The sequence below is a fragment of the Escherichia fergusonii ATCC 35469 genome (assembly GCF_000026225.1).
GTDB classification, from domain to species: Bacteria; Pseudomonadota; Gammaproteobacteria; order Enterobacterales; family Enterobacteriaceae; genus Escherichia; species Escherichia fergusonii.
In genome coordinates, this window is record NC_011740.1 from 1,993,340 (window position 1) to 2,018,789 (window position 25,450).

The 25,450-nt window shown below is 48.2% G+C and carries 21 protein-coding genes, 3 tRNA genes and 2 pseudogenes; 9 read left to right on the forward strand and 17 right to left on the reverse strand.

Translation table 11 applies throughout. The annotated features are described in order from the left end of the window. Positions 1-5: 5 nt before the first annotated feature. Both EFER_RS09760 and drpB read right to left on the reverse strand, forming a co-directional pair. Positions 6-695, reverse strand: a complete 690-nt coding sequence (locus EFER_RS09760; protein WP_000355098.1) for a phosphohydrolase — start codon at positions 693-695, stop codon at positions 6-8. A gap of 52 nt (positions 696-747) precedes the next feature. Then, complete coding sequence (gene drpB, locus EFER_RS09765; RefSeq protein ID WP_000450147.1) at positions 748-1,017, reverse strand: cell division protein DrpB; 270 nt, start codon at positions 1,015-1,017, stop codon at positions 748-750. 661 nt (positions 1,018-1,678) lie between these two features. On the opposite strand from drpB, the gene EFER_RS09770 reads away from it, so the two are divergent. The 4 genes from EFER_RS09770 to hchA all read left to right on the forward strand — a co-directional run bounded on the left by EFER_RS09770 (position 1,679) and on the right by hchA (position 7,283). After that, on the forward strand, positions 1,679-2,734 hold the full coding sequence (locus EFER_RS09770) for a porin (RefSeq protein WP_000824380.1): 1,056 nt from the start codon (positions 1,679-1,681) through the stop codon (positions 2,732-2,734). Between the two features lie 576 nt (positions 2,735-3,310). After that, the gene (locus EFER_RS09775) at positions 3,311-4,408 is read left to right on the forward strand and encodes a porin (RefSeq protein WP_000737297.1); all 1,098 of its coding nucleotides are present in this window, start codon (positions 3,311-3,313) and stop codon (positions 4,406-4,408) included. Between the two features lie 457 nt (positions 4,409-4,865). Continuing rightward, positions 4,866-6,323: a TrkH family potassium uptake protein gene (locus tag EFER_RS09780; protein WP_024256471.1), complete on the forward strand. Its 1,458-nt coding sequence runs from the start codon at positions 4,866-4,868 to the stop codon at positions 6,321-6,323. Positions 6,324-6,431: 108 nt separating this feature from the next. Then, on the forward strand, positions 6,432-7,283 hold the full coding sequence (gene hchA / locus EFER_RS09785; RefSeq protein WP_000218044.1) for a glyoxalase III HchA: 852 nt from the start codon (positions 6,432-6,434) through the stop codon (positions 7,281-7,283). 346 nt (positions 7,284-7,629) lie between these two features. On the opposite strand, the gene EFER_RS09790 is transcribed toward hchA, so the two are convergent. After that, a tRNA-Ser gene (locus EFER_RS09790) sits at positions 7,630-7,719 on the reverse strand. Between the two features lie 93 nt (positions 7,720-7,812). On the opposite strand from EFER_RS09790, the gene mtfA reads away from it, so the two are divergent. After that, entirely contained in the window at positions 7,813-8,610 is a 798-nt protein-coding gene (gene mtfA / locus EFER_RS09795) for a DgsA anti-repressor MtfA (RefSeq protein WP_000598930.1), read from the forward strand. A gap of 100 nt (positions 8,611-8,710) precedes the next feature. Then, a tRNA-Asn gene (locus tag EFER_RS09800) sits at positions 8,711-8,786 on the forward strand. A gap of 38 nt (positions 8,787-8,824) precedes the next feature. Here the strand turns inward: EFER_RS09800 and cbl are convergent. Beyond that, positions 8,825-9,775 carry an HTH-type transcriptional regulator Cbl gene (gene cbl / locus EFER_RS09805; RefSeq protein WP_001010985.1) on the reverse strand — a complete coding sequence of 317 codons (951 nt, stop codon included), beginning with the start codon at positions 9,773-9,775 and terminating at the stop codon, positions 8,825-8,827. A gap of 101 nt (positions 9,776-9,876) precedes the next feature. Further along, positions 9,877-10,794 carry a nitrogen assimilation transcriptional regulator NAC gene (nac, locus tag EFER_RS09810; protein WP_001011449.1) on the reverse strand — a complete coding sequence of 306 codons (918 nt, stop codon included), beginning with the start codon at positions 10,792-10,794 and terminating at the stop codon, positions 9,877-9,879. Between the two features lie 325 nt (positions 10,795-11,119). On the opposite strand from nac, the gene EFER_RS09815 reads away from it, so the two are divergent. Then, positions 11,120-11,195: transfer RNA gene (locus EFER_RS09815), tRNA-Asn, on the forward strand. 167 nt (positions 11,196-11,362) lie between these two features. Then, positions 11,363-11,602 (forward strand): annotated as a pseudogene (locus EFER_RS09820) (Arm DNA-binding domain-containing protein); the annotation flags it as partial. Between the two features lie 236 nt (positions 11,603-11,838). Here EFER_RS09820 and EFER_RS24435 read toward each other — a convergent pair. From EFER_RS24435 to EFER_RS09830, 3 genes are all read right to left on the reverse strand, one after another. After that, a complete protein-coding gene (locus tag EFER_RS24435; protein ID WP_167315501.1) occupies positions 11,839-11,982 on the reverse strand; it encodes a hypothetical protein in 144 nt (47 codons plus the stop codon). 214 nt (positions 11,983-12,196) lie between these two features. Beyond that, a complete protein-coding gene (locus EFER_RS09825; RefSeq protein ID WP_000998325.1) occupies positions 12,197-12,556 on the reverse strand; it encodes a hypothetical protein in 360 nt (119 codons plus the stop codon). 11 nt (positions 12,557-12,567) lie between these two features. After that, complete coding sequence (locus EFER_RS09830) at positions 12,568-13,026, reverse strand: hypothetical protein (RefSeq protein WP_125282644.1); 459 nt, start codon at positions 13,024-13,026, stop codon at positions 12,568-12,570. Positions 13,027-13,079: 53 nt separating this feature from the next. On the opposite strand from EFER_RS09830, the pseudogene EFER_RS24835 reads away from it, so the two are divergent. Then, a pseudogene (locus EFER_RS24835) lies at positions 13,080-13,162 on the forward strand (hypothetical protein); the annotation flags it as partial. 277 nt (positions 13,163-13,439) lie between these two features. Here the strand turns inward: EFER_RS24835 and EFER_RS09835 are convergent. The 9 genes from EFER_RS09835 to tssH all read right to left on the reverse strand — a co-directional run bounded on the left by EFER_RS09835 (position 13,440) and on the right by tssH (position 25,444). Then, positions 13,440-13,811, reverse strand: a complete 372-nt coding sequence (locus EFER_RS09835; protein ID WP_001252092.1) for a hypothetical protein — start codon at positions 13,809-13,811, stop codon at positions 13,440-13,442. A 4-nt stretch (positions 13,812-13,815) separates the two neighbouring features. After that, positions 13,816-14,265, reverse strand: coding sequence for a lysozyme inhibitor LprI family protein (locus tag EFER_RS09840; RefSeq protein WP_000157543.1), 450 nt, complete (start codon positions 14,263-14,265; stop codon positions 13,816-13,818). After that, a complete protein-coding gene (locus tag EFER_RS09845; RefSeq protein WP_015953487.1) occupies positions 14,265-14,936 on the reverse strand; it encodes a hypothetical protein in 672 nt (223 codons plus the stop codon). Before EFER_RS09845 ends, EFER_RS09840 begins: the two co-directional genes overlap by 1 nt. A gap of 199 nt (positions 14,937-15,135) precedes the next feature. Continuing rightward, positions 15,136-15,615: an Hcp family type VI secretion system effector gene (locus EFER_RS09850; protein WP_001284965.1), complete on the reverse strand. Its 480-nt coding sequence runs from the start codon at positions 15,613-15,615 to the stop codon at positions 15,136-15,138. A gap of 17 nt (positions 15,616-15,632) precedes the next feature. After that, entirely contained in the window at positions 15,633-16,991 is a 1,359-nt protein-coding gene (locus tag EFER_RS09855; RefSeq protein WP_000069992.1) for a VasL domain-containing protein, read from the reverse strand. A gap of 10 nt (positions 16,992-17,001) precedes the next feature. Further along, the gene (gene tssM, locus EFER_RS09860) at positions 17,002-20,463 is read right to left on the reverse strand and encodes a type VI secretion system membrane subunit TssM (RefSeq protein WP_024256473.1); all 3,462 of its coding nucleotides are present in this window, start codon (positions 20,461-20,463) and stop codon (positions 17,002-17,004) included. Between the two features lie 78 nt (positions 20,464-20,541). Beyond that, the gene (tssA, locus tag EFER_RS09865) at positions 20,542-21,981 is read right to left on the reverse strand and encodes a type VI secretion system protein TssA (RefSeq protein ID WP_024256475.1); all 1,440 of its coding nucleotides are present in this window, start codon (positions 21,979-21,981) and stop codon (positions 20,542-20,544) included. Then, positions 21,978-22,721 (reverse strand): type VI secretion system-associated protein VasI, encoded by a 744-nt coding sequence (gene vasI, locus EFER_RS09870; protein WP_000088870.1) that lies wholly within the window; start codon positions 22,719-22,721, stop codon positions 21,978-21,980. Before vasI ends, tssA begins: the two co-directional genes overlap by 4 nt. Continuing rightward, positions 22,718-25,444 carry a type VI secretion system ATPase TssH gene (tssH, locus tag EFER_RS09875; RefSeq protein WP_000614295.1) on the reverse strand — a complete coding sequence of 909 codons (2,727 nt, stop codon included), beginning with the start codon at positions 25,442-25,444 and terminating at the stop codon, positions 22,718-22,720. The genes vasI and tssH overlap by 4 nt, the downstream gene beginning before the upstream one ends. Between the last annotated feature and the right edge of the window lie 6 nt (positions 25,445-25,450).

Consider the following 25,450-nt stretch of genomic DNA (forward strand, 5'->3'; position numbering starts at 1 on the left):
ATGATTTATCGAGTAAATGTGCAGATAACGTTTTGATCCAACGAATCATAGTCGCCGTTTAATTCCGCACTCAACTTCGCCATAAACGTCACGAGGAAATCCGCATTTTTCCGGGCGAGTTGTTTACCCAGTGGGGTTTGCATGGTTTCCGGTAAGGTTAATAGCTTCATCTGAAAATGGTCGAGAGCATACTGTTTGTCGTTCAGTGAGCGATGCAGGGCGAAGGGATCGTTGGCATCAAACAGTGCCACCCCCAGTGCGCCAGAAACAGCAAATACCCGTGCCAGACCAATCGCCCCCAGCGCCTCCAGTCTGTCTGCATCCTGAACTATTTTCGCTTCCAGGCTTTGCGGGGGGATTTTTGCGCTAAAGCTATGCGCTTCAATGGCATGGCACACCGCCGGGATTTTATCAGCCGGAAACAGGGGAAATTGTTGCCTGAGCACGCGCGCCGTCTCTTGCGCAGCAAGGATAGATGAGCGATGACGTTCGGGATGATTTTTCGCCAGACTGATCAGATCGTGAAAGTAACAGGCGGTCAGGATCACCAACTTATCGACGGGATGATCTGCCGCCAGTTTTTGCGATGTCGCCCAGACACGGCGAAAGTGAGCGATGTCATGGGCGGCATCAAGCTGTTGGTGATGGCGCGTGAGCCAGGATTCAAATTGCGTTTGCCAGTGTGATATGTCCATTGCGCCTCCGAATGTTTACGCAAGGCCACCTTAGCAATTTTCAGCCTTTGCTTCACCTGCGGCAGTTGCGTGGTCCGGTATACCAGGCGATGCCACCAAGGATTGCACCTACCAGGGCAAATATCATAAAGCCCAGCAATGCACCCAGCCATTTTCCACTGGTGGAACCTAAATCGCTTTCGAAGCCAGCGATAGGCGCAGACTGTAGTGAGCTGATGGTCCAGATATAACGCACCATCGCCCATGCAAAGTAGATGCACCAGGCATAAAAGGCACATAGCGCCAGTTTGCCACCGGGGCTACGCGAGGTTCTTGTTTCCATAGATTTGACGCTCTCCATTTATGTTGTTACCCATAACACAAGCCCTCTCATTTTATGTGAAGTAACTCACGCTTTTCTACCCTTTTGCCTTTGCTTGTTACACAATTCATACACCCACTAAATAAATTAATGAGTAGATATTGTATTAAGTGGGGTGATATCAGGCTTTTTTGCTTTAAGTATCGCCGGGGTCTGGTTGGTAATATTTATTGCAGAAATATTACCAACGTTTGTATTCGGACTTTGGCTTTCACATTTTGTATGCAATGATAGCCCGGTTATTAGCCTTTTATCATCTACAATCTGTTACTACCCTATTTACCGACATTAATTTGTCGGTTTTTTTTCGCACAAAGATATTAAAAGACCCGTTAACCCCTTCTTGATTGTATTATTTTTATTGCTTGCATGAATGTATTCATAAAAACAATAACTTATTGATATATATACCATACATAATGTAAATACATCGAAACACAATCATTATATTTAAATTATAAATAGCGCAATAGAAACATTTTGCAATACTTTAAATAGAATTGTTACATGCAAGTCTTAAAATAAAATGAACTTCATAGAATAGTATCCAAACGTGCTCTTTTTTGGATAACAGCACTTTATCTATATATTCATAGAAATTATTATCACAAGGGAATACATAATGAAAAGAAAAGTTCTGGCAATGCTGGTCCCGGCATTATTAGTTGCTGGCGCAGCAAATGCGGCTGAAATTTATAACAAGAATGGTAATAAAGTAGATTTTTACGGCAAGATGGTTGGCGAGCGTATCCTGACTGATCGTGAAAATGGTGAAAAGGGTGACAACTCTCAAGATACCTCTTATGCCCGTTTTGGCGTGAAAGGTGAAACTCAAATCAATCCTGAACTGACTGGTTATGGTCAGTTTGAAGTTGACCTGGAAGCATCTAACGACTCAAACAATGATCAGACTCGTCTGGCATATGCTGGTCTGAGCTACAAAGATCTTGGTTCTTTTGATTACGGTCGTAACGTCGGTGTTGCTTATGATGCTGAAGCGTTTACTGATATGTTTGTTGAGTGGGGCGGCGACTCATGGGCAAGCACTGACCTGTTTATGACCAACCGTACCAACGGTGTTGCAACCTATCGTAACACTGATTTCTTCGGCATGGTTGAAGGTCTGAATTTTGCTCTGCAATATCAGGGTAAAAATGAAGGCAATAACAGCTCAGCTAATGGTGACGGTCATGGTTTATCTGCAACTTATACCATTGATGGTTTCTCATTTGCTGGTGCGTATGCAAACTCTGACCGTACTGATGCTCAGTCATCTGACCTTAAAGGCGAAAGAGCAGAAGTTTGGGCACTGTCATCAAAATATGATGCGAACAACATTTATGCAGCTGTAATGTACGGTGAAACTCACAACATGAACTCCGATGCTGGTAATGTTGTGAACAAAACACAGAACTTCGAAGCTGTTCTTCAGTACCAGTTTGACTTCGGTTTGCGTCCGTCCATCGGCTACTCCTACTCTAAGGCACTGGATGTTGCAGGTTATAAAGACTCTGACCGTCTGAACTACATTGAAATTGGTACATGGTACTACTTCAATAAAAACATGAACGTGTACACTGCTTACCAAATTAACCTGCTGGATAAGAGCGATTACGTTCTTGATCATGGTTTGAATACCGACGACCAGTTCGCAGTGGGTATCGTTTACCAGTTCTAATTTTCTGCTGCAAAATTCCCCAGCCCGCCATGTGCGGGCTTTTTTCTGTCTGTTATTTGTTATTACGCATTCCTGTAATCGAAAAGGCTCTCTTTCTCTGAGTGTAATGATAAACGTAAACAGAATTTATTAAGCAACGCTTATTGTTCAAACATTAACCACGCCTCATTCTTTATCTATTACCTGATATTTTTACCCATCGATATAAATAGCATCCTAACCACAATAATACATTAATAAAGCTAAAGAATATCCTTATCTAACTATCTGATAAATCGGCGTAAAAATACAAACAATAACGCACACAATTTTATCAAACAAAATTCTTATGACACTAAAAATACCGCAAGAAATTATATTTAAGACAATATTTTCTTTTTATTCAGCCCGTATTTTTTGTTCAAAAATTGTTAAATACTAAGAATCACAATTAGGAATAAGTTATAAAATGTGACTGTGATCACAGTTATTAATACTCTGATATATCTATTTCTTGAAATGAACACATTGGCTAGATGAATATTTGTATGCAGTGACATTTTTATAAAGAATTAGTTCAAATAAAAAGGATTGATGATGAAAAAATTAACAGTGGCAGTTTCTGCTGTAGCTGCGTCCATTCTGATGGCGATGTCTGCACAAGCAGCAGAAATCTATAACAAAGACGGCAATAAGCTGGATCTGTACGGTAAAGTTAATGCTAAGCATTACTTCTCCTCTGAAGCCTCTGATGATGGCGACACCACTTATGTTCGTATGGGCTTCAAAGGCGAAACTCAGATCAACGATCAGTTGACTGGTTTCGGTCAGTGGGAATACGAATTCAAAGGCAACCGTACTGAATCTCAGGGTTCTGATAAAGACAAAACTCGTCTGGCATTTGCTGGTCTGAAATTCGGTGAATACGGCTCCATCGATTATGGCCGTAACTACGGTGTTGCTTACGACATCGGCGCATGGACCGACGTTCTGCCAGAATTCGGTGGCGATACCTGGACTCAGACTGATGTATTTATGACTCAGCGTGCGACTGGCGTTGCAACCTACCGTAACAACGACTTCTTTGGTCTGGTTGACGGCCTGAACTTCGCGGCTCAGTACCAGGGTAAGAATGATCGTACCGATTATGAGAACTTCTACGAAGGTAACGGTGATGGCTTCGGCTTCTCCACCACTTACGAATACGAAGGCTTCGGCATCGGTGCTACTTATGCGAAATCTGATCGTACCGACACTCAGGTTAAAGCGGGTAAAGTGGCACCAGCACTCTATGCTTCTGGTAAAAATGCAGAAGTTTGGGCTGCTGGTCTGAAATACGACGCGAACAACATTTACCTGGCAACCACCTATTCTGAAACCCAGAATATGACTGTCTTCGGTGATCACCTGATCGCAAACAAAGCTCAGAACTTTGAAGCAGTTGCTCAGTACCAGTTCGACTTCGGTCTGCGTCCGTCCATCGCTTACCTGAAATCCAAAGGTAAAGATCTGGGGGTTTGGGGTGACCAGGATCTGGTTGAATACATCGACCTGGGTGCGACCTACTACTTCAACAAAAACATGTCCACTTTTGTTGATTACAAAATTAACCTGATCGATAAGAGCGACTTCACTAAAGAAGCTGGTGTTGCAACCGACAACATCGTTGCTGTTGGTCTGGTATACCAGTTCTAATCTGGTAACGGCATAATATGTTGGGGAAGGTCAGCCTCCCCAACATATTTTAGTGACTCCCTCAAGTCACTTATCTTAAGAGACAGTTCCTGTCTCTCATTTAAACAAACCTTCTGTTATATATTACCCTTTATTTTGGGGGCGTTTTCACGTCCCTTTTTTTATGCCGTTATAATATTCAACTCTCCCCTTCACACTCCCTCCTTAACAGAAAATGACTGATTTTTATTCCTAAAGATATCACCATTAAGAATGACCTGATAACTTGCCTGTATTTTGCGCCGCGTCTTTTATCATGGTTAAAGATTAAACAGAACCCGGTGAGCCATTTTTGTATTGACGAAAGGTAATCGTGAGCGAGTTTAAGCGCAGCACATGCAACTTGAAGTATGGCGAGTATAATAGCCGCCAAACTGAAGGCATAACACTGGAGGTATAATTGATAGGCCATTCATCTATGAATACATCTCATTTGCGAGTTGTCACTCATATGTGCGGTTTTTTGGTCTGGCTTTATAGCTTATCTATGTTGCCACCGATGCTTATCGCCTTGATCTACAAGGAAAGAAGCTTTTTCGTTTTCCTCGAAACATTTCTGGTATTTTTTAGCCTTGGAGGCATTGCCTGGCTGGCGACAAAGAAAGCGGGGATTCAACTGCGCACCAGGGATGGTTTTCTGATCATTGTGCTGTTCTGGATCTTATTTTCCATTATCAGTGCATTTCCTTTGTGGATTGATGATGAGTTTAACTTAAGTTTTGTTGATGCTTTATTCGAAGGTGTTTCCGGGATCACAACTACCGGTGCCACTGTCATTTCCGATGTGAGCACTTTACCTTTTGCTTTTCTATACTATCGCGCACAACTGAACTTTATCGGCGGCTTAGGCGTCATCGTTCTCGCGGTTGCTGTACTACCTTTATTAGGCATTGGTGGCGCAAAACTCTATCAATCTGAAATGCCGGGGCCGTTTAAAGATGACAAACTGACTCCTCGCCTGGCAGATACATCTCGTACACTTTGGCTGACTTATCTTTTGCTCGGCATAGTATGCAGCGCATCATATTTTGTTGCAGGTATGCCGTTGTTTGACGCTATTTGCCACGGTATATCGACAGTTTCTTTAGGCGGCTTTTCAACACATAGTGAAAGCATTGGTTTTTATAACAGCCATGCCATTGAGTTTGTTGCCGGACTGTTTTCATTGCTCTCTGCGATTAATTTTACCTTGTGGTATGTGGTCATCGTTAAGCGTCAGTTCAGACCTTTACTACGTAACAGTGAATTGCACTTTTTCCTGCTTGTCGCCTTTATAGTCATTGCGATTACGGCATGGCAAGTCTGGCATGCGGGAATGTATGATATCTCTTCCAGCATTATTCATGCCTTTTTTCTCACCAGTTCGATGATGACAGATAATGGTCTGGCAACTCTGGATTACGCAAACTGGCCTTCTCACACCATTATTTTCTTAATGCTGTTGAGTTTTTTTGGTGGTTGTATCGGTTCAACTTGTGGTGGCATTAAGGCGTTACGTTTTCTCATTTTATTTAAACAGAGCAGAAATGAGCTGCACCAGTTAGCTCATCCCAGAGCATTACTGAGTATCAAAGTCGACGGCAATGTCGTTACGGACCGTGTCCTGCGCTCGGTATGGAGCTTTTTCTTTCTCTATATTCTGTTTACGGTATTTTTTATCTGCATATTAAACATGATGGGCTATGATCTATTAACGTCATTCGCTACCGTCGCGGCATGCATTAATAACATGGGGCTTGGATTTGGCGAAACTGCATCGACATTTGGTACATTAAATGATGCAGCAAAATATCTTATGTGCACAGCGATGATTCTGGGCCGACTGGAAATTTATCCGGTATTAATACTGTTTTCACGATTTTTCTGGAAATCCTGATATACCACTTTGGATAGATTGACAGCATTTTTGGGTGTTGGTAGAAATAGCGCCAACTCAGTCGCGAAGATAGTGACTAATATCCCTGAGAAGTAATAGGAGTACACTATGACTGTTCAAAAAAGTAAAAATCCGCAGATCGATGCAGCAGAAAATGATGCTTTTTTTCCTTCAGAATACTCACTAAGTCAGTATACCAGCCCGGTATCAGACCTTGAGGGGGCCAATTACCCGAACCCCTATACAGGGCCGCAGAAGATTCTGGTTATCGCCGCTGATGAACGCTATCTGCCCACTGATAATGGCGCTCTGTTTTCAACGGGTAACCATCCTATTGAAACACTTCTACCTTTATATCATCTACATGCCGCTGGCTTTGAGTTTGAAGTCGCAACTATTTCCGGTCTGATGACGAAGTTTGAATACTGGGCGATGCCGCACAAAGATGAAAAAGTGATGGGCTTCTTTGAGCAGCATAAGCATCTGTTCCGTAATCCGCTGAAGCTGGCAAATGTAGTCGCAAACCTTAACGGCGATAGCCCTTACGCTGCTGTATTCATCCCCGGTGGCCACGGCGCATTAATTGGCCTGCCTGAAAGCCCGGAAGTCGCAGCTACTTTGCAGTGGGCCATCAACAATGACCGGTTTGTTATTTCTCTTTGCCACGGCCCTGCTGCATTTCTTTCCCTTCGTTATGGAGATAATCCACTAAACGGTTACGCAATTTGCGCCTTCCCCGATGCAGCAGACAAACAGACGCCAGATATCGGCTATATGCCTGGCCAACTGACGTGGTTTTTTGGTGAGGAACTGCAGAAAATGGGCATGACTATAGTAAATGACGATATTACTGGTCGGGTTCACAAAGATCGTAAGCTGTTAACGGGTGACAGTCCGTTTGCTGCTAATGCACTTGGTAAACTGGCGGCGCAGGAATTGCTGATGGCTTACAGTAATTAATCTGACAATTATCGATAAGTTATTAATCACCAACCGCAGCCCCTGCGCTGCGGTTCAAGGTTGCTCAAAATGGTGCATCATATTTATTGCCCAACCAATTTAAGATTTTTAGGCTGACAGCCACCAGCAAACAATTCGCAATGCATGATGCCGAATTATTTACCAGAATTTATCAACATAACTGCACGGTTAATCAAAGATGGCATTAACATTTAAGACATCCCTACGCAAAGACCTGCCTCACATAAATATCTGCTGTTAATGTTTCTCATTAATAATTTTTCTCATTGAATTTTCTCAATGGGAGTTATGTCACTGACACGAGGTGGGCTAAGCGCTTGAATAGTGGCGGAGAGAGGGGGATTTGAACCCCCGGTAGAGTTGCCCCTACTCCGGTTTTCGAGACCGGTCCGTTCAGCCGCTCCGGCATCTCTCCGTTAAGATGGTTGCCATGATGCCAGGAATTTTGGCATTTTAACAGACCCTGTACCTGCAATTTTGTTCAAGTGACGAGTTTACGAGCAAAACGATGATTAAGTGGCCCTGGAAAGCACAAGAAACACCCCAACAAGATAATCCTCCCTGGGAAGATGCGCTGGCAATCCCCATTTTGCACAGCCTGACGACAGAGGAACAAACCCGATTAGTTGCTTTGGCTGAGCGTTTTCTTCAACAAAAACGTATCGTTCCGCTGCAAGGTTTTGAACTTGATTCGCTTAAGAGCGCGCGTATTGCCCTTCTGTTTTGTCTTCCAGTCCTTGAGCTTGGTATCGAATGGCTTGATGGCTTCCACGAAGTTTTAATTTACCCAGCTCCTTTCGTGGTTGATGACGAATGGGAAGATGATATCGGTCTTGTGCATAATCAACGTATTGTTCAGTCCGGGCAAAGCTGGCAGCAAGGCCCTATTGTGTTGAACTGGGTTGATATTCGTGATTCCTTCGATGCTTCCGGCTTTAATCTGATTATTCACGAAGTAGCGCACAAATTAGATATGCGAAACGGCGATCGGGCCAGTGGGATCCCATTGATTCCTTTACGTGAAGTCGCCGGTTGGGAACACGATTTACACGCTGCCATGGAAAACATTCAGGAGGAGATCGATTTGGTCGGTGAGACCGCTTCCAGTATCGACGCGTACGCCGCAACAGATCCCGCAGAGTGTTTCGCCGTATTGTCTGAATATTTTTTCAGTGCCCCGGAGCTGTTTGCCCCGCGTTTTCCTTCTCTGTGGCAACGTTTCTGCCAATTTTATGGGCAAAATCCATTACTGCGATTACGTAATAGTCCAAATAATGATGCTTCACCCACAACAAATGTTCATTAATTCACTATTTTGCAGATTAAATAATCAATTGAATTAGCATACGAAAGATAGTGTTGACATGGAATAAGGCGCTCAGTATTATGCGCCTCGTTCCAACGATTCCTCTGTAGTTCAGTCGGTAGAACGGCGGACTGTTAATCCGTATGTCACTGGTTCGAGTCCAGTCAGAGGAGCCAAATTCTGAGAAGCCCGCTTTTAAAGCGGGCTTTTTGCTTTATATCTGATAGTCAATTTCTGTTTCTTCTGTTGCCATTACCTGGCGTTTAATATCCTCTACAGACAGTCCTGCATTACAGAGCTCAAGAAATCGCCAGACATAATTGCGTTGCAGTTGTCCGCGCTTAAGGCCAAGCCAAACAGTGTTGGCATCAAACAGGTGACGCGTATCCAACTGTGTTAGCCCCTTCTCTTCCTGTTCACCACCTGATTGCTCCGCCACCAGACCAATCCCCAACCCCAACTCAACATAGGTTTTTATGACGTCTGAATCCTGAGCACTCAATACCACATCGGCGATTAACCCTTTTCGGGCAAAAGCCTCATCGATTCGTGAACGCCCGGTAATCCCCTGACGATAGGTAATCAGTGGCCATTTAGCGATAGCCTCCAGGGTGAGCGGCGTTTCTGCTATCAGCGGATGATTATTTGGTACCAGCAGACTGTGATGCCAACGAAACCATGGAAATGCCACCAGCAATGGATCATTACTCAACCGTTCACTGGCTATCCCAATATCTGCACCACCATTTTGCAATAATGCATCAATCTCTTGTGGTGTCCCCTGAATCAACTCAAGGCGTACTTCCGGAAATAATTCCCGAAACGCTTTAATCACACCTGGCAAGCTGTAACGCGCCTGAGTATGCGTTGTCGCTATTGTTAGTACACCTGATGCATCGTTAGTAAAAAGATCCGCCAGCCGCCGGACATTACTGGCCTCATTGAGAATACGCTCTGCAATCACTAACAGCGCTTTGCCTGGTTCCGTCATACCTAACAGACGTTTTCCTTTGCGGATGAAAATCTCAATGCCAAGTTCATCTTCTAGCTCACGAATATGCCGACTTACGCCAGACTGGGATGTATAAAGCATGTTTGCGACTTCAGTCAGATTAAAATCCTGACGTGCCGCCTCACGGATTATTTTGAGTTGTTGGAAATTCACTGTTCGCTCCGGATACATCAGACATTACGCTATTGTTAAAGTCTGATGTCCGGCTGAACAAATAATAAAAACCTGCATCTTATTCCAAAGCGGAATAACAGTTAGCTCACCATTTGCAATTCATGTTTATCCAGAGCCGGGCAAGTAATAAGCGATAGCAGAATATCTTTCACGGCCTGAGCCTGCGGTGTCAGGGATCCTTTAGCTGCCATATTGAGCGATAACGAAAGATTCATAGAAGGTGTAGTGATCCGCGCCATCCAGCCATTTGCCGCACTACATAAAGCTCGCGCAGCTGATTCAGGCAATACCGTGCTCCCCATTCCACTGGCGATGGCTGCCGTCAATGTGGCGATGGATTCAATTTCACCGATCACTTTTGCTGTCAGGCGACGTAATGAAAACGCCTCATTAACCCGCAAGCGAACAGCACTAAAATCGCCGGGCAAAAACAGGTTCATTTGAGCAACAGTGATTAAATCAACGTTTTGCCCAGGGCAATCTTGTGTACCGACTAAATAAAGATCTTCTTTAAGTAACGGCTGGCAATGAATGCCGTCAATGGGAGAGCGTTCGTACATTACAGCCATATCCAGCTCGCCATTGAGCAACTTATCATTAAGTGCCGCACCACTATTTTCATGTAAATAAACCAACACATCGGGCAGTTCAGTACGTACAGCCTGTAACAATGGCATTGTCATTGAAGATGCCGCTGTACCAGGCGCAAGGCCAATTGACACCTGACCGCTTAAACTCTGACAGGCATTATGTACTGCCAGTTGCGCTTGTTCGCACTGGCGTAATATCGTTCTGGCGTGAGCATAGAGAATTTTCCCGGCTTCCGTTGGCGTTACTCCGCGTTTAGTACGGATGAGCAGTTGCTGATCCAACTCACCTTCAAGCGTCGCAACCTGCTGGCTGAGCGCAGGCTGGGCAATATGCAGGACTTCTGCAGCCTGAGTCAGGCTACCGATATCGACGATTTTGACGAAGTATTTCAGGCGTCTGAAATTCATTTATGGCCTCCGGTTCAGAATGCCAGTTATTAGCTGGCTTTTTATCTGAATGGATTTTGCAAGATACTTGCCAATTTGTTCATTACGAAGGATCCCATGCTAATTGTCGGTTAAATAAGCATTTATTATGATGAGAAACCACTAAATGGCTGGCAAAGAAAATCGGTGATGCCCCGAATAAGGTAGCTACGCACCATTATGGAGCAAAGATAACAGTATAAAATCACAGCACATTGCCGATTTTGCCAACAAACGAATAAAAAAATGAAATTACCCCTTTGACAAGCCGGATCACCATCGCTATTATGCGCCCCGTTCACACGATTCCTCTGTAGTTCAGTCGGTAGAACGGCGGACTGTTAATCCGTATGTCACTGGTTCGAGTCCAGTCAGAGGAGCCAAATTAAGGGAAGCAGACGTTCACTGACGTCTGCTTTCTGCTTTTATATCAATTGGTTATCCCCTTCTTCAGGTTCATCTTCGTTCGTTAAAAACCGCTCGAATCCACACTACTTTGCAGGTAAAGCTGGTTCGATTTGCGTTTTACCAGTACGCGGAGGGAACCGTCATGTCACTTACTGATACTAAAGCAAAAAATGCCAGACCAGCGGAAAAAGCCGTCAAGCTCACTGATGGATTTGGTCTCTACCTTCTTGTGTATCCCAATGGTTCAAAATACTGGCAGTTAGGCTACCGCTTCACTGGTAAACAGAAAGTGTTTTCCATTGGTGTCTACCCTGCGGTTTCTCTTGCTGATGCCAGACAAAACGCAAAACACGATGCGTTATATCAACTCGCAAGTACAGGATACATCCTCGCAATCAACGAGCAGCGTTAGTCATTTATATTATTAAAATCTTGATAAAGTAAAATAATATCATCTGTCATTAATGAAATTGAATACACTTCTGTATTTATGGCATATTTTTTCTTTAACTCATCATTACGCTCTGACAGAGTTGTGCAATATTTTGTTATATTACTTTTATATCATCTGTTATTTCATTTTGTGTCACTGCAAATGACAGATAAACATGGCAATAATCAGTACCATAGCTTCTCTGACGGACAGAATTTGCTATCCGCGTGGATAATCATCTTTATTGAGCACTGCGGGTGCACCCGCATCTCCAGCGACTCCAGCGACTCCAGCGACTCCAATGCAGAGCGACCTGTGTTCCCATTCATATTCAAAATCCACAGGATGACCTTCTGTCCATAACATCGATTTTATCCATATCCAGTCCGGACGAATATCTCATCTAAAAGCAGAGAAAATTCGTAGAAAATTAAAACTAATATAATGTATTAATATTCATTAATGTACTGACAACACAGGTTAAAATGCAATATTTTAGCCAAATGAACACCTGCAATTTTTAAAAAATTAAACATATCATATTCATAAGAGATATAGAAACAATACTTCGATAACCATATCATCATTTGACTGCACAATTTTTTCTTTTTTATAATCCAGATATATTATTACTGTGTCATCATATATTGATAAAATTGACAAGATATATTTATCACTATACTTTCCTTTAAGGGAATTAAGTTTCCCCTCAATGTCAGAGCAATTTTCTTTGATAAAATACTCATCATTAATACTAATACCATATTCACAACTATCAGCAACATCAACAAAACCTCTGATCTCTTCGGGCAACTTATAATAGGTATTTCCCGCAGCATTTACATCAACAGAACGGAGCACCAGAAATGTGATAAAAACAATCAATGAGAGTTTGTCATTCATTTATCAACCACCTATATTGAGTCTTTAATCCATTTAATTTGAGTTAAGTTCATATCTATCATGCAATATAGTCTGGCTATGGCCAGATGATTACCTGGAACTTCACCCAGCCTTAAGACTGCATAACTGCATTGATTTTGCCGATGTAGTATATATTTTATATGTAATTCAGGAAACTGCTCCAGCGCACGATGTGTGTAGGAATCATAGATAAGTTTAGGTTCCTCATGTTCAATCAGAGTATAGGAATGTTCCTTATCCATTCGGGCGAGTTTAGCCTCTGCCTCTTTCTCTGTTTTTTGTAAAATAAGCGCACTTTCATGATATTTATTCATCAAGCACCAATAACGTTCTCCTTGATTCAGCAATATCGGGTCACAATCATCTACGTTAATATCATACTCGCTGCTTGCTCCATGAGAAACACTTATAAAGAAAAACGACAAGACCATTAAAAATATTTTTTTCACTCTCAACCTCTACTATTTATTAACTTTACCGCTTTCACTTTCCAAAATTATATGTTACAGAACAACAAATTACGCAGTTTAAGCAAAAAAAATATATGCCGGAATGGTAAAAGATCTGGTAAACCGCTATCAGTAATCAGTTCTGCCTGCCGCCAGTGATTCATGGCGGCAGGTTAATTAAACGTTTATTCCATGACGGCCTCATAGCAGAAATAATCCGTGAAAAATTAAACATCATATCATGCAGAAATACTTTCAAAGATTTTGTCTGTACATACGAATTTGACTTTCAAGCTTATGATCACCTGAAAAACACCAGTTTCTTTACATAAAGTCCACACACCATAACACAAAACACGGCGGTTATATCAACTCACAAGTACAGCCTACAGACTCGCAATAAATAGACAGTATTATTTATTTACTTTATCATAATCGTGATAAAGTAAAACAACATCATCTGTCATTGTTAAAATTGAACACACCTCACTATTGCTGGCATATTTTTTCTTTAATTCACCATTGCGCGCTGAAAGAGTTGCGCAATATTTTTTTATATTATCTTTTATATCATTTGTTATTTCATTTTTTGTTAACGCAAATGACAAATAAACATTGCAATAATCAGTATCGTAGCTTATCTGACGGACAGAATCTGGTATCCGTGTGGATAAATAATAATATATATTCGAATCATATGTTTTGGGATGCCAGGACTCATCATGCGAATATGATGGCATACAAATAAAAATAACAAAAAACAACAATAACCGAACCATGGCCATTTAGCTAATCCTTTGCATAATCAGGTATATCTGCATTCATTAATTGCTTTGCTCGTTGTCTGTTGAGTTCAGCCATGCAAGAAAATATACGAGTAAAACTTCCCACTCCGTTCCCCCATGATCCAGCAAACGCGCACTGAGTGAAGCGATAACGAACGAATGCTTTATGGGACTCATCCAGTTTATAAAGTGCAACAGGGATAGCCTCATCCAGCGACGCACTTTTTTCAGCAGACCATTTTTGTATGCGTTGTTTAATATTATTCTCTGCTTCTTTAAGCATTATTGTACTTTCTATTAACTCATTTCTCAGGCAATCAGCAATTTCAGGTTGTTCGCCATATTCACAGTTATTTTTGCTACTATAGTAACTGGTGTTAGCATATACTCTGCCGATCATAAAAAAAATGACAATGAATAATAACACCCGTAAAAATTTAAAAAGACTGGCCATTATTTTTCACGCCCCATAGAGCCTGACAATAAAGAATGCACATAGTCTACCTTTGCCTCATAAGCTGCATCTCCACCACCATTGTATTGTTGTGCAATAATTTTAGCATTTACAGGAAATCGCCATCCAAAAATAACCCGCTGCTTACTCCCCTTACAGTATCTCAACTCCTGGCCATTATGTAGTCTGGTTGGATTAACACCAGGATTCTCCCTCTCCAGAATCTCCTTTGTTGTACCTATTCGACGCCTGTCAAGAGCAATTGCATCCATAGTACCGTGACCATCAGCTGTAGATACTTTTACTGTATAAATGGTTTTATCATTCGGATCATCAACAGATATTTGATCCGAGAGACTCAATTTATTCATTAAATATATAATTGCTGCTCTAATATTTGAATATGGATCATTAGTAATTTTACTTAATGTTAAATTTTGCCATTCCGCACCAGTAGGAATGACCAGACTGATGGCTTCATCTTTATTGAGCAATGCGGGTGCACCCGCATCTCCAGCGACTCCAATGCGGAGCGGCCTGTGTTCCCATTCATCTTCAAATTCCTCAGGATTACCTTCTGTCCATAACATCGATTTTATCCATATCCAGTCCGGGCACAGATCTGAGTTAAAGTTATCATATTTTTGCAAATACTTTTTCATTTCAGACATAGCTTGCTGAATGAATCATATTTATTCCATATTTCTTTTTTTTCATCATAAGCATCTTTCCTTGCTTTTTTCCAAATAGCAAATTTTTCCTCTGCGGTTAAAGATTTTTTTCAGGTTTAGGTTTAGGTTTAGGTTTAGGTATATTTATCGATGGTTTTTCATTTTTAGATACCATACTGCCCTCCATATTTTTATTTAATCAAAAGATTCTCTCATTCCATAAACTATATCCGCTTGTCCCGGCTGTGCAATGCTCCCAGTTTATGGTTTCATATACAAATGATATCGTTTCCTGAGTTTGCCCTGAATTATCATTAATAGAGTGAGGTGCATATAAATGAATATCGCTAATTCTGGCATTAGTGAGTTTTATCTTGTAGTATTTTTCGTTAACCCCAAAGCGATTTGTCCGGTAAAAATCAAAATCGCAGGTTAGTATTTCATTGTCGTTAATCGCTTTACCGAGTAAAGGCGATGATTTATCAATTGGCTTTTTTATGGTGACGGAATGATGATTGACATTCTGGTTACGACTTAAACCGTGCGTTAACTCAAACACCATAATCTGGTCAAGATGTACCAATTGGGCTTTATTACCAATAGAGTCCAGTGAGGAACATCCTGCTGATATCAGTCCCTGGTTTTGTCCATTCAGTGTCAGATAAATTAAATTAGCCATAAAAATACTCCTTCAGTTCAGTTATTACTGCCGGATTTTGCTCCGGTCGCCGTCTCCGGCATCGTTTGATTTTTCAGCAATAGCCAACGACTTAACACGCCGTCCAGCCGCTCATTAATCTGTTTTTCCAGCACGTCGGTATTCTGCCCCTGCGCACGGGCGTCCTGGTACTGCGTCAGCAGGGACTCAACGGGTGTTTCCTGCCCCAGCCCCCGCTCCGCCTGCCAGATAACATTTTTGATGTAGGAAAGGGTTACCCCCTCTTTCTCACGTTTCATCACGAGGTCTGCAAAGGCATGTAAGTCCTGGCGGGTCTGTAACCAGCCGCGTAACTGTGGACTACTCTGTGCGCGGGTTTTCAGCGTCTCATTCCACTGTGCGGTAGCCTGCTGCTGTTGCAGGCTCTCCGGCCAGCGACTGTCGGCGGTACGCGCCATCTGCACGCCCGTATCCAGCGGCTGAACCGGAGGGGCATCAAGGAGTTGCTGTAGCCTGCGCTCATAGTTTTCCAGTTCAGGCGACGCCAGCCAGACTGTCGCAGCGCCCTGCGCGGTGTCACGGACCTGGTTGAGTTGTTGTTGCATGGGAGAGACCAGCCACCAACAGAGCGCGGCGACGACAGCCGCAGAGCAGACAACACCCGCGATAAAACCTTTCGCCGCACTGCCCTGCTTTGCCACACTGGCCAGTGGCGTGCTGTCAGCCAGGCTGCGCACTTCCACCTTCATCTCCGGCAGTTCGGGCAGCGGCGGCATCACCGTTTCAGTTGCCAGCGCAGTGCCGTTTTCCGGGGCATAAATCAGCGTTCTGACCGTGGTCTGTGCGGTGTGTTCAACGCTGCTTTTCGGCTGCGGCTCAAGCCGTTTACGGGTGTTCTGGACAAAATAAAGCAGGTTTTCCACACGCGGCTGGCGCTTCAGTTCCACCTGCTGGAGTTTGTCGCAGATAAGCTGTAATGCCCGTTCTGTACGGTATAACAGGGGCAGGTCAGCCTCCACAAAGGATATCTGCTGGCGCAGGATATTCCCGGTGCGGGTGTTGAACCAGTCCAGCATCTCGGTCCGCGCCGGGCCGCCCTGCGGCCAGAAATTATCCCACTCGTGAGTCACCATCGCCGCCAGCAGCTCCGCCCCTTCGCAGAATCCCGTCAGCCCCTGTGTCCGGGTCCGGGCCAGCGTGTAGTAGGTGGCGGTATGCAAATCCACGCCGTTGGCCTTAAATATCGCCAGCGCCAGCGACTCCACCAGTTTCCAGTTCAGCTCCGGCTGCGACGGATGGCTGGCCTTGTTGATTTCCTCGCGGATGGCGCTGAACTCTGGCAGGCCACGCGGGTCACTGCCGGTAACGATAGTTTGTGTCAGTACGTTATTGCTCATCCTTGTCTCCTCAGTACAGCGTGTCCGACAGCCTGAACTGGCTGAAAAGCCCGCCACTGAATGGATTGTCCTCGGTGTCAGCGTGTATCCGGTAGACCATCGCGCCACCGTCCACGTTAAACCGCACGCTGAATGTCCCTGCCTCAACGCTGGTTAACTGCCCTGCCCCGAACAGGCGGAACTGCGCCCACGGCCCGGTGAAACGGATACTGCGCGGCGCTCCGCCACTGACGCCTATCAGCGTCAGTTTGCTTTCATTGCCTTCCCGCATGTTGTTCGGCCAGACCAGGTGGGCGGTATAGTTGCGGCCCTGGCTGTAATCGACTAACTGACCATCGAGGTTCAGCACGCTGCGGCGTTTATTGCCGGAGAGCGATACCGTTTCCACCGCAAACTGCGTTCCCAGGCCGTTTTGTTTACTGAAGAAGATGTCGCGAATCTTCTGTGCAGTATCCAGTTGCCGGATGATGTCCTCGCGGATAATCACCCCGTTATCGCCATCACGGCTCAGGTCATTTTCAATAAACAGTTTCAGATTCTGCTGCCAGAATGTGTCCAGCACGCCATCCGGTTTAAAGAAACGTTCAAACGCATCCAGTGAAGCATCCTGCGCCGAGCGCGGATTAAACGGATAGTTACCGGCAAGCTGTTCATTGAACGGTTTCACCACGTTGTCACGCCAGTCAATTTCCATATAGTGAACGGCCTCCACCATCACCACATGCCAGGCCTGGTCGGCCAGCTTGCCCACCCAGCGGTTAAGTGGCGCGGGCAGGGTTTTCGCCATCTGGCGGGTGGCGAATATCGGGTCGCTGCTGTTCTGGTCCAGACGTAGCTGGACAGCTTTCAGCGCCGATTTCCCCGGCACCGGCGCGTTCTGGATCGCCAGCAGATAGCGGTGCAGTTCCGTTAACTGCTGGTACACCGCCTGCATGGTACTTTCTTTATCCTTCTGTACCGCGAGCGTGCTGTTTTCCGGGGCGAATTCATGCCCGAGGCGGGTCAGCAGGCGGAAGTCCGGCTCCGCCAGTGCATTCTCCCGTTCTTTATCAGAAATTTTTTCAGAGAGTACCGCAGGCTGCGTGTTATCACGCAGGGCAGTCAGCGCTCGCTGAAGTGGCTGGTCACCGCTGATTATCTGCTCCAGCGCACTGGTCAGTTGCGCAATGGACACATAATTCCTGACGTTAAGATTATCCATCCCGGCCCGCCAGGTAGCGGTGTAGTCACTGAGATACTGTTCAGTCAACTGACGCTGAATCTCTGTCCGGTCAGCGTCGCTGTACTTCACGTTATGAGTGATGTTCAGTACCCAGGAGTCCAGCGCGGTCAGTTCCACCAGTTCATCGCGCTGCTTCACAAAGTAGCGTTGCAGGCCGTAACGGGTGAGAAACTGCGGAACAACCAGTTTGTTGTCATCGGCAGATGTGAACACCTGCTCAAAGGTCGGCCCCACCTGGTCGCGCAGGTTAAGATCTGCTGGCAGTACGCCCAGCGCCCGCGTTTTCAGACTCTGGTAAACCCGCTGGTAAACCGACAGTTTGCTAAGTTCTTTCTGTGCTGACACAACTGACTTGTCATAAGGTATCCAGCGGTTGATGGCATCACTGTCTCCCGCCTGACGCTCTGCGTGCCAGTCCGTGTGCGCCAGCGCGTAATCAAGATGGGACATCAGTTGCGCCTGGATATCGCGCTGGCCGTGGAACTTTTCGCTCCAGCGTTTCGCCATATACTGCTTCACCACCTCATTATTGCGTCCGCTTTTATCCTCCAGCATTCGTATCACGCGCAGCACAGCGAGTTTTTCCTCGCTCTCTGGCGGCGCGGTGTTCATCTCTTTCACCAGCCCGTTAAACAGGGCGGGCAAATAACGCTGCTCCAGCAATTGCAGGTAGGTCTGCTCCACATACGGCCCGACACGCCGCCCCTGGTATAACCCCATATCCGCCAGGCGGCTTCGGTCGCCCCAGTCACCATAGGCGAGAGTGGCATCACGTACCGGGTTCAGCAGCGGCAGTTGCAGGTTGCCATAGTCATCCATCCCCTGCGGGGGCGTGATATCCATAAACGCTTTAGCCTGCTTCAGCACCTGGACGCCGGAGGTATAGTTGTCATTGTAATAATGGTGCCAGCCAGTGATTAACAGCAGCGCCGCCACGCCGCCCGTTGCGGAAAAGATGGTCAGGCGGCGACGACTGCTGGTCAGCCAGGTCCGGCTCTCCGTTGCCAGGTTAGGCTCTGCCAGTAATGCCTGCGGAAACAGGTTGCGGGTGAAATACGGCGTGGTATCCACCAGCGGCCAGGCCGTCAGCGGGCTGCTGCCCAGCCGGTACTGGCGAGCTGCGGACTGAGTAAAGATGTCATCCATCTGGCCGCGTTGCAGGGACGAGGTGAGATAGACCCCGCGCAGCATGACATCCATGTTTTCCCCATCCAGCAATCCATCCAGCAGCGCCACCAGGGATTCCTGGCTTCCCTGCATCTGGCGGGCAAAGCTAAACAGGGAGCCACGCATATGGCTCTGCGCCAGCATCAGATCCGGCAGCGCCTGGTTCATTCGGTCACACCACGACTGCCAGAAGGCATTAAGTTCGCTTCGCCAGTCCTCGTTTTCATGGGCACGACGGGTGAACGTGACGCCCAGAATGGTGTCACGATCTTTTTTATCCAGTGACTGAAACAGCGTGGCAAAACCATGCAGCAGATCCAGCCGGGTCAGCACCACATAGACCGGCAACTGGCAGTGAAGCTGCTGGCGTACATCCTGGAGGCGGCTGCGCAGCGTCTGTAGCAGATACTCACGGCGGCGCTTGTCGGCGGTCAGCAGGTCAGGTAAATCGAGGGTCAAAATGAGTCCGTTCAGCGGCTGACGGGCGCGCTTCTCTACCAGCCAGCCCAGGGTATGTTCCCATAACCGGCGGTGCAACACATTTGCATCCGGCTGTTCACAGAGCGAGCCATCAATATCGAATATCACCGCCTGTTGCCCGACATGCGGGATGAGATACAGGCGCGGCTCCGCCCCACGCACCGCTTCGGGGGTATAAATTATGTCAGACGGAAAACCCTCGCGCAGCAGTGTCGTTTTGCCACTGCCCGCCGGACCGATAACCATATACCAGGGCAACTGCCACAGGTAGCGGCGGTTGTCGAGATGGCGTTGCAGGCGCAGTAACCAGCGGTCGAGGTAACGCTGCTGGGCGTTCAGCTCCACGCTGAGCGGATCAACGGCCTCTTCGCGCTGCTGTTTTTGCTGTTTTTCAAGCTGTTGCAGGCGCTTCATTACCCGGACAGTAAGCCACACCAGGGCAATAATCCCCCATGCTGCCGTTGCCAGCCAGCGGTTAGCCAGTGGTTTGAGCCACTGTTCTTCATACAGCGTCCACGTCGGGCCTTTCCACCAGATCCACACCAGCAGGAAAATCCACGCCAGTATCAGCAGCCAGAATGCAGAAACCTTAAACCGGGGCATCGCCGGGCGCAGGACTGATTTGAGTCCGCTGAATAGTCGGGGTGTTGGTAATCTGAACACAAAAACTCCTGTTCTCTTTTATTGTTCTGCCGTGAATTTTTGTTCAAGCTGCGCAAGTAACGATGGCTCCCAGTCGGCCACCATCGTCTGCCCCCCCATCATCAACAACATCCGGTACTGTTGCTGCGCAAGCTGTACCAGCCCTGCCTCTTCCGTCAACTGGGCGGCAAGGAACTGGCGGTGAAACTGATCGCGGGGATCGCCTTCGGGTAGCATGTCCAGATACCGCAGCGCCGCCTCCAGCCCCTGTTCGGCAAAACAGGTCCTGGCCGCCTGCGATTCCTCACCGGTCTGCGCAATCGGTGCCACTTTGCCGTCGGGCGAAGCGGACAACCATTGTTTCGTCTGCTCACTGATAAACGGTGTGCGGTCATTAAACAGCAGCCCGGTAAGCTGGGGCAGACGCTCAAGAAAGCGGGTGAGCTCATCGCGGATGGCGTCTGCCACCTGTTTGTAGCCCAGACGCTGTGCCGTCTGTGCCGAAAGGCAGTGACCATCCAGCCAGTAAGGTGCCAGCAGTACGCTTTTCTCCACCTGCTGCCACAGCGTCATATCCGCGCTGGCAAGCCGGGACTGATAATCCGACACCATATCGGCAGAAACCGCAGCCAGTGGGGTACGGCCATCGCTTTCCACCTGGGGTGTGCTGGTGATGTTCTGCCACAGTGCATGGCGGCGCAGGCGATAGCCCTGCGGTGAGTCCGGCTGGCGTTCACATAAAATGGCAGCCACTTTTAACAGCGTGTCGCGCCAGGCTTTATCGTCGTGGCTGTCAACGATGACCTGCGGGATTGGAGTAGCTGCAACAGAAGGCTGAGCGGCAGCCGTGTGCGGTGACATATCCGGTACAGCTCCGCTCGTGGCCTGCGGCGCACTGGCGGCGGTACGTGCAGATGACGACGTTTCAGGCGCTACATCACGAAACGCGCGCTGAAACAAGGCAAATAAATCGTCTGTAGCCTTGGCCAGCTCCGGCGCGTTGTGTGCCTGCCAGCACTGCGCCAACTTCGCCAGTTCCCCCAGCAGCGCATCGCGCTGTGCCGTGGCTGCACTTTCCGCAAAAGACGTGACGCCCGCCTCAAAACGTTTTATCACCTGACTGGCAAAGCGTTTTTTATGCGCTATATTCTGCGGCGCAGCCACCGCCCAGTAATGTTCGACATACAGAGCCAGCAGGCGCAAGGCCAGGAGCGGATCACCGGCATGTTGCAGGGTTCTCAGCAGATGCGCCAGCAGGCGAAAATCCTTACTCTCCGAAGCCAGAAGGACCAGCCCCCGGTGCTGGAGTTCAGGGATATCCAGTTGGCTGTGCGCCAGCGATCCCAGTTTGACAATCCCACCGTCGATATACTCCCAGTCCGGGTTGTCATCTTTCAACGCCGAAGCCAGTTTCTCTTCCGGCAGGTTTTCCAGCAGGTGCGAAATCCAGGTATCCGGGTTACGTAAATCCATCTTTATTCTCCCGCCCAGTGGCAGGCATCGCGCAGGGGAGCAATATCCCTTGCCAGCCCGTCAATGTTAAAGGTCAGCTTTCCGGCGGCGTTGTCTGCGCCGGTATCCACCGTCAGTGTTTTAGCGCCGAACAGTTGCTTAATTTCATCAATACCGGATAACCCCCGGCTGGACTCCAGCAGGGTGCCGTTCTCGCGTACAAACCAGTGGCTGCGTAATGCCCGGCTGTCAGCATTCAGGGTGACGGCGATATCATGGGCATCCAGAGGGTGCATCAGCGCCACCTGCATCCGGGTGATATTGTCCACACAGCTGAACATTAGCACCGGGCGCGGTGGAACATGCCCAATAGCCGGAGTGGTGATCACCACTGTCGGGCGCTCTCCTGGCACCTGCGTCACCAGTAGCCCTGTGGTATTGCCCTGGCGGCGTTTTTCCTGCTCTGTGGCGCGGGTCCAGGCTTCGCCCTGGTAACGAGCTTTCACCAGTGCAGCCCCACCAAAGGCTGGCTGCTCTGGCGAAAGAATGCGGTCATAACAGTCGAGCCGTTCCAGCGCCGCAGATTCCCGCCGACAGGACTGCATGGACTGTAACGTAGCTGCCGCATCCGAAGGGGTCGTTGTAGCAGCGGCTACCGCCACACCAGCCATTGATGATGTCTCTGCGGTCGCGGCACTGGCGGGTAAGCCCACCATCAGGCCCGCGATAAACCATCCTGTCTGCCGGAAAACGCGCAACCTGCTCATAAAACAGCTTCATCCTCTGTGACGGACTCGTCGTTCTGAGCATCTTCCACGTCTGCCGTGAATGCACCGTCTGCCGCCGACAGACGAATCCGGGCAATCGCCGTGTTGGCCGCCATTTTCTGCAACAGCAGCAGGGAGAGCGGCGGCAGCATGTCGCCGTCGATGACCGATTCGAGCATCCTCGCGCCGTTTTCCGCGCGGGTGACGCGGCTCATGATTTCGTCCGTTACTTCCGGTTCAATAATCACTTCTGCACCAAAGCGGCTGCGCAGCACGTTATCCAGACGGGTGAGTTTCCCGGCAATGATGGTGGCGAGCGTCTCTTTCGACAGCGGCAGGTACGGCACCACTTCCATACGCGCCAGCAGGGCAGGTTTAAAGAAGTCCGCCAGCACCGGATACAGGGCTTCCTGCATGGTTTCTGGGTCACCGGCGTGTTCGACAATCACCTGATAGCCGAGGTTGGAGGTGAGGAAGAAGACGATGTTTTTACAGTCAATCAGGCGGCCTTCGCCGTCTGCCATCTCGCCCTTGTCGAACGCCTGGTAGAACAGGTTAAGCACATCCGGGTGCGCTTTTTCCACTTCGTCGAGCAACACCACAGAATAAGGTTTCTGGCGAATCGCTTCGGTCAGCACGCCGCCTTCACCATACCCGACATAGCCCGGAGGGGAACCAATCAGCCGCGAGACGGTGTGCTTCTCCTGGAACTCGGACATATTGATGGTGGTCAGATACTGGCGACCGCCGTAGAGCAGTTCTGCCAGTTGCAGGACGGTTTCGGTTTTACCCACGCCGCTGGGGCCGGCCAGCAGGAACGCGCCCAGCGGGCGTCCCGGACGGCGCAGGTCGGCGCGTGCAGTCAGCAGGTGTTTATGCAGGCTGGCAATCGCCAGGTCCTGTCCTTTGATGGTGTCACCAAGCCACTTCGGCAGGTCGGTGATGACCGACATTTCATTCTGCGACAGGCGGTTAAGCGGAACGCCAGTCCATTCGGCAATCACCGCCGCAATCTGTTTTTTATCGACATGCGGGGAAACCAGCAACCGGTCGTTATGCAGGGTGTCCAGTTCGGCGGTGAGCTGGGTCAGCCTCTGCACCGGGGAAACTGTTTCAGCGGTCTCTTCAGGCTGTGTGCTGCCAGCATCATCAGTCGATTCAGCATCGGTATTATCCTGTTCTGACTCTGACGGCGTATCCTCCATGGCATCCACGCCCAGTAACTGCTGGCGCAGCGCGATAATTTCCCGTACCAGCGTCTGCTGCTGGTGCCAGGCCGCTTCCAGTTCATCCAGCGCCGCCAGTGTTTCATCATACTGCACCAGTACCTCGGTCATCCGTGAGGTGTCGGTACGCAGCCCGATGCGAAGCTCGCGCTCAAGCTGGCGAATTTCCGCCTCCTGCTGGTGGCTCAGAGTGGTCAGCACCGAGATTTGCTTCGGCGGCGATGACAGGTTGATGGCCACGCGGGCGCAGGCGGTATCCAGCACATCAATGGCTTTGTCCGGCAACTGACGCCCGGAGAGATAACGCTCACTTAATGTCGCAGCGGCCTGCAAGGCGTCATCATCAATCAGCACGCCGTGAGACTGTTCATAGACCGCCGACAGACCGCGCAGAATAATGGTGGCTTCGGCGGCGTTGGGTTCGCTGACCTTCACCAACTGGAAGCGGCGCGACAGGGCGGCGTCTTTCTCGAAGTATTTTTTGTATTCGCTCCATGTGGTGGCGGCGATGGTTTTCAGTTCGCCGCGCGCCAGCGCTGGTTTCAGCAGGTTGGAGATATCCAGCCCACCCTGCTGGTTGCCCGCGCCAATCAGGGTATGTGCTTCGTCGATAAACAGAATGACCGGCACCGGGGAGGAAATAACCTCCGCCATCAGCCCCTTGAAGCGTTTTTCGAATTCGCCCTTCACCGATGCCCCGGCCTGTAATGCACCCAGGTCAAGGGTCATGATATCGGTGTTTTTCAGCTTGTCCGGCACCTGGCCTGCCACGATGCGCAGCGCCAGCCCTTCAATCAGCGCGCTTTTACCCACGCCTGCTTCACCCACCACTACCGGATTGTTTTTACGGCGGCGGCAGAGAATGTCGAGCATCAGGTCGATTTCGTGGTCGCGGCACAGTACCGGGTCAAGCCTGCCGTTACGGGCGTCTGCGGTCATGTTTTTGGCGTAGCGGGCAAGCAGGCTGTCCCCTGTATCCACCATCGTATTCATGGTCTGACCGTCAGCATTCCGCATCGCGGTTTCTGCTGACTCGCGCGTCCACTGCGCAAAATCCTGTTGCAGGCGGTCGCGGTTAATGCCGGTCAGCAGTCGGGCAACGGCGGGCGGAACATAACGCAACGGCGAGTGCAGAAGCGCCAGCAACAGTACACCGCCACGCAGTTCGTTGTGCTGCATCTCTGCGGAGGCCAGCAGCCAGCCCTCTTTCAGCCATTCAACCAGCATCGGAGAAAATGCCGGGTAGCCGTCTGCCATTCGTACAGTGGCATAGCGCTCCTCTGTTAACGACTGGCGTAGCGTGTCCACGGTAATGTCCACCTGCTCTGTAATAACCCGCAGATCGCTTCGCGGTATGGCGAGCATCTGAATAAGCACATGGCTGACGGTAATTTCTGCCGACTGCTGGCTCATGCATTCTGAAGCCGCCATTTCCAGCGCCTGTTTGGTGAACGGGTTAAGGCGCTTAACCAGTGCAGCTAAATCAATCTGAATCATATGTAT

Coding starts and splice junctions, on each gene's coding strand:
- EFER_RS09760 (WP_000355098.1), bottom strand. CDS start 695: ATGGACATATCACACTGGCAAACGCAATTTGAATCCTGGCTCACGCGC.
- drpB (WP_000450147.1), bottom strand. CDS start 1,017: ATGGAAACAAGAACCTCGCGTAGCCCCGGTGGCAAACTGGCGCTATGT.
- EFER_RS09770 (WP_000824380.1), top strand. CDS start 1,679: ATGAAAAGAAAAGTTCTGGCAATGCTGGTCCCGGCATTATTAGTTGCT.
- EFER_RS09775 (WP_000737297.1), top strand. CDS start 3,311: ATGAAAAAATTAACAGTGGCAGTTTCTGCTGTAGCTGCGTCCATTCTG.
- EFER_RS09780 (WP_024256471.1), top strand. CDS start 4,866: ATGAATACATCTCATTTGCGAGTTGTCACTCATATGTGCGGTTTTTTG.
- hchA (WP_000218044.1), top strand. CDS start 6,432: ATGACTGTTCAAAAAAGTAAAAATCCGCAGATCGATGCAGCAGAAAAT.
- mtfA (WP_000598930.1), top strand. CDS start 7,813: ATGATTAAGTGGCCCTGGAAAGCACAAGAAACACCCCAACAAGATAAT.
- nac (WP_001011449.1), bottom strand. CDS start 10,794: ATGAATTTCAGACGCCTGAAATACTTCGTCAAAATCGTCGATATCGGT.
- EFER_RS24435 (WP_167315501.1), bottom strand. CDS start 11,982: ATGAATGGGAACACAGGTCGCTCTGCATTGGAGTCGCTGGAGTCGCTG.
- EFER_RS09825 (WP_000998325.1), bottom strand. CDS start 12,556: ATGAATGACAAACTCTCATTGATTGTTTTTATCACATTTCTGGTGCTC.
- EFER_RS09835 (WP_001252092.1), bottom strand. CDS start 13,811: ATGGCCATGGTTCGGTTATTGTTGTTTTTTGTTATTTTTATTTGTATG.
- EFER_RS09840 (WP_000157543.1), bottom strand. CDS start 14,265: ATGGCCAGTCTTTTTAAATTTTTACGGGTGTTATTATTCATTGTCATT.
- EFER_RS09845 (WP_015953487.1), bottom strand. CDS start 14,936: ATGTCTGAAATGAAAAAGTATTTGCAAAAATATGATAACTTTAACTCA.
- EFER_RS09850 (WP_001284965.1), bottom strand. CDS start 15,615: ATGGCTAATTTAATTTATCTGACACTGAATGGACAAAACCAGGGACTG.
- EFER_RS09855 (WP_000069992.1), bottom strand. CDS start 16,991: ATGAGCAATAACGTACTGACACAAACTATCGTTACCGGCAGTGACCCG.
- tssM (WP_024256473.1), bottom strand. CDS start 20,463: ATGCCCCGGTTTAAGGTTTCTGCATTCTGGCTGCTGATACTGGCGTGG.
- vasI (WP_000088870.1), bottom strand. CDS start 22,721: ATGAGCAGGTTGCGCGTTTTCCGGCAGACAGGATGGTTTATCGCGGGC.
- tssH (WP_000614295.1), bottom strand. CDS start 25,444: ATGATTCAGATTGATTTAGCTGCACTGGTTAAGCGCCTTAACCCGTTC.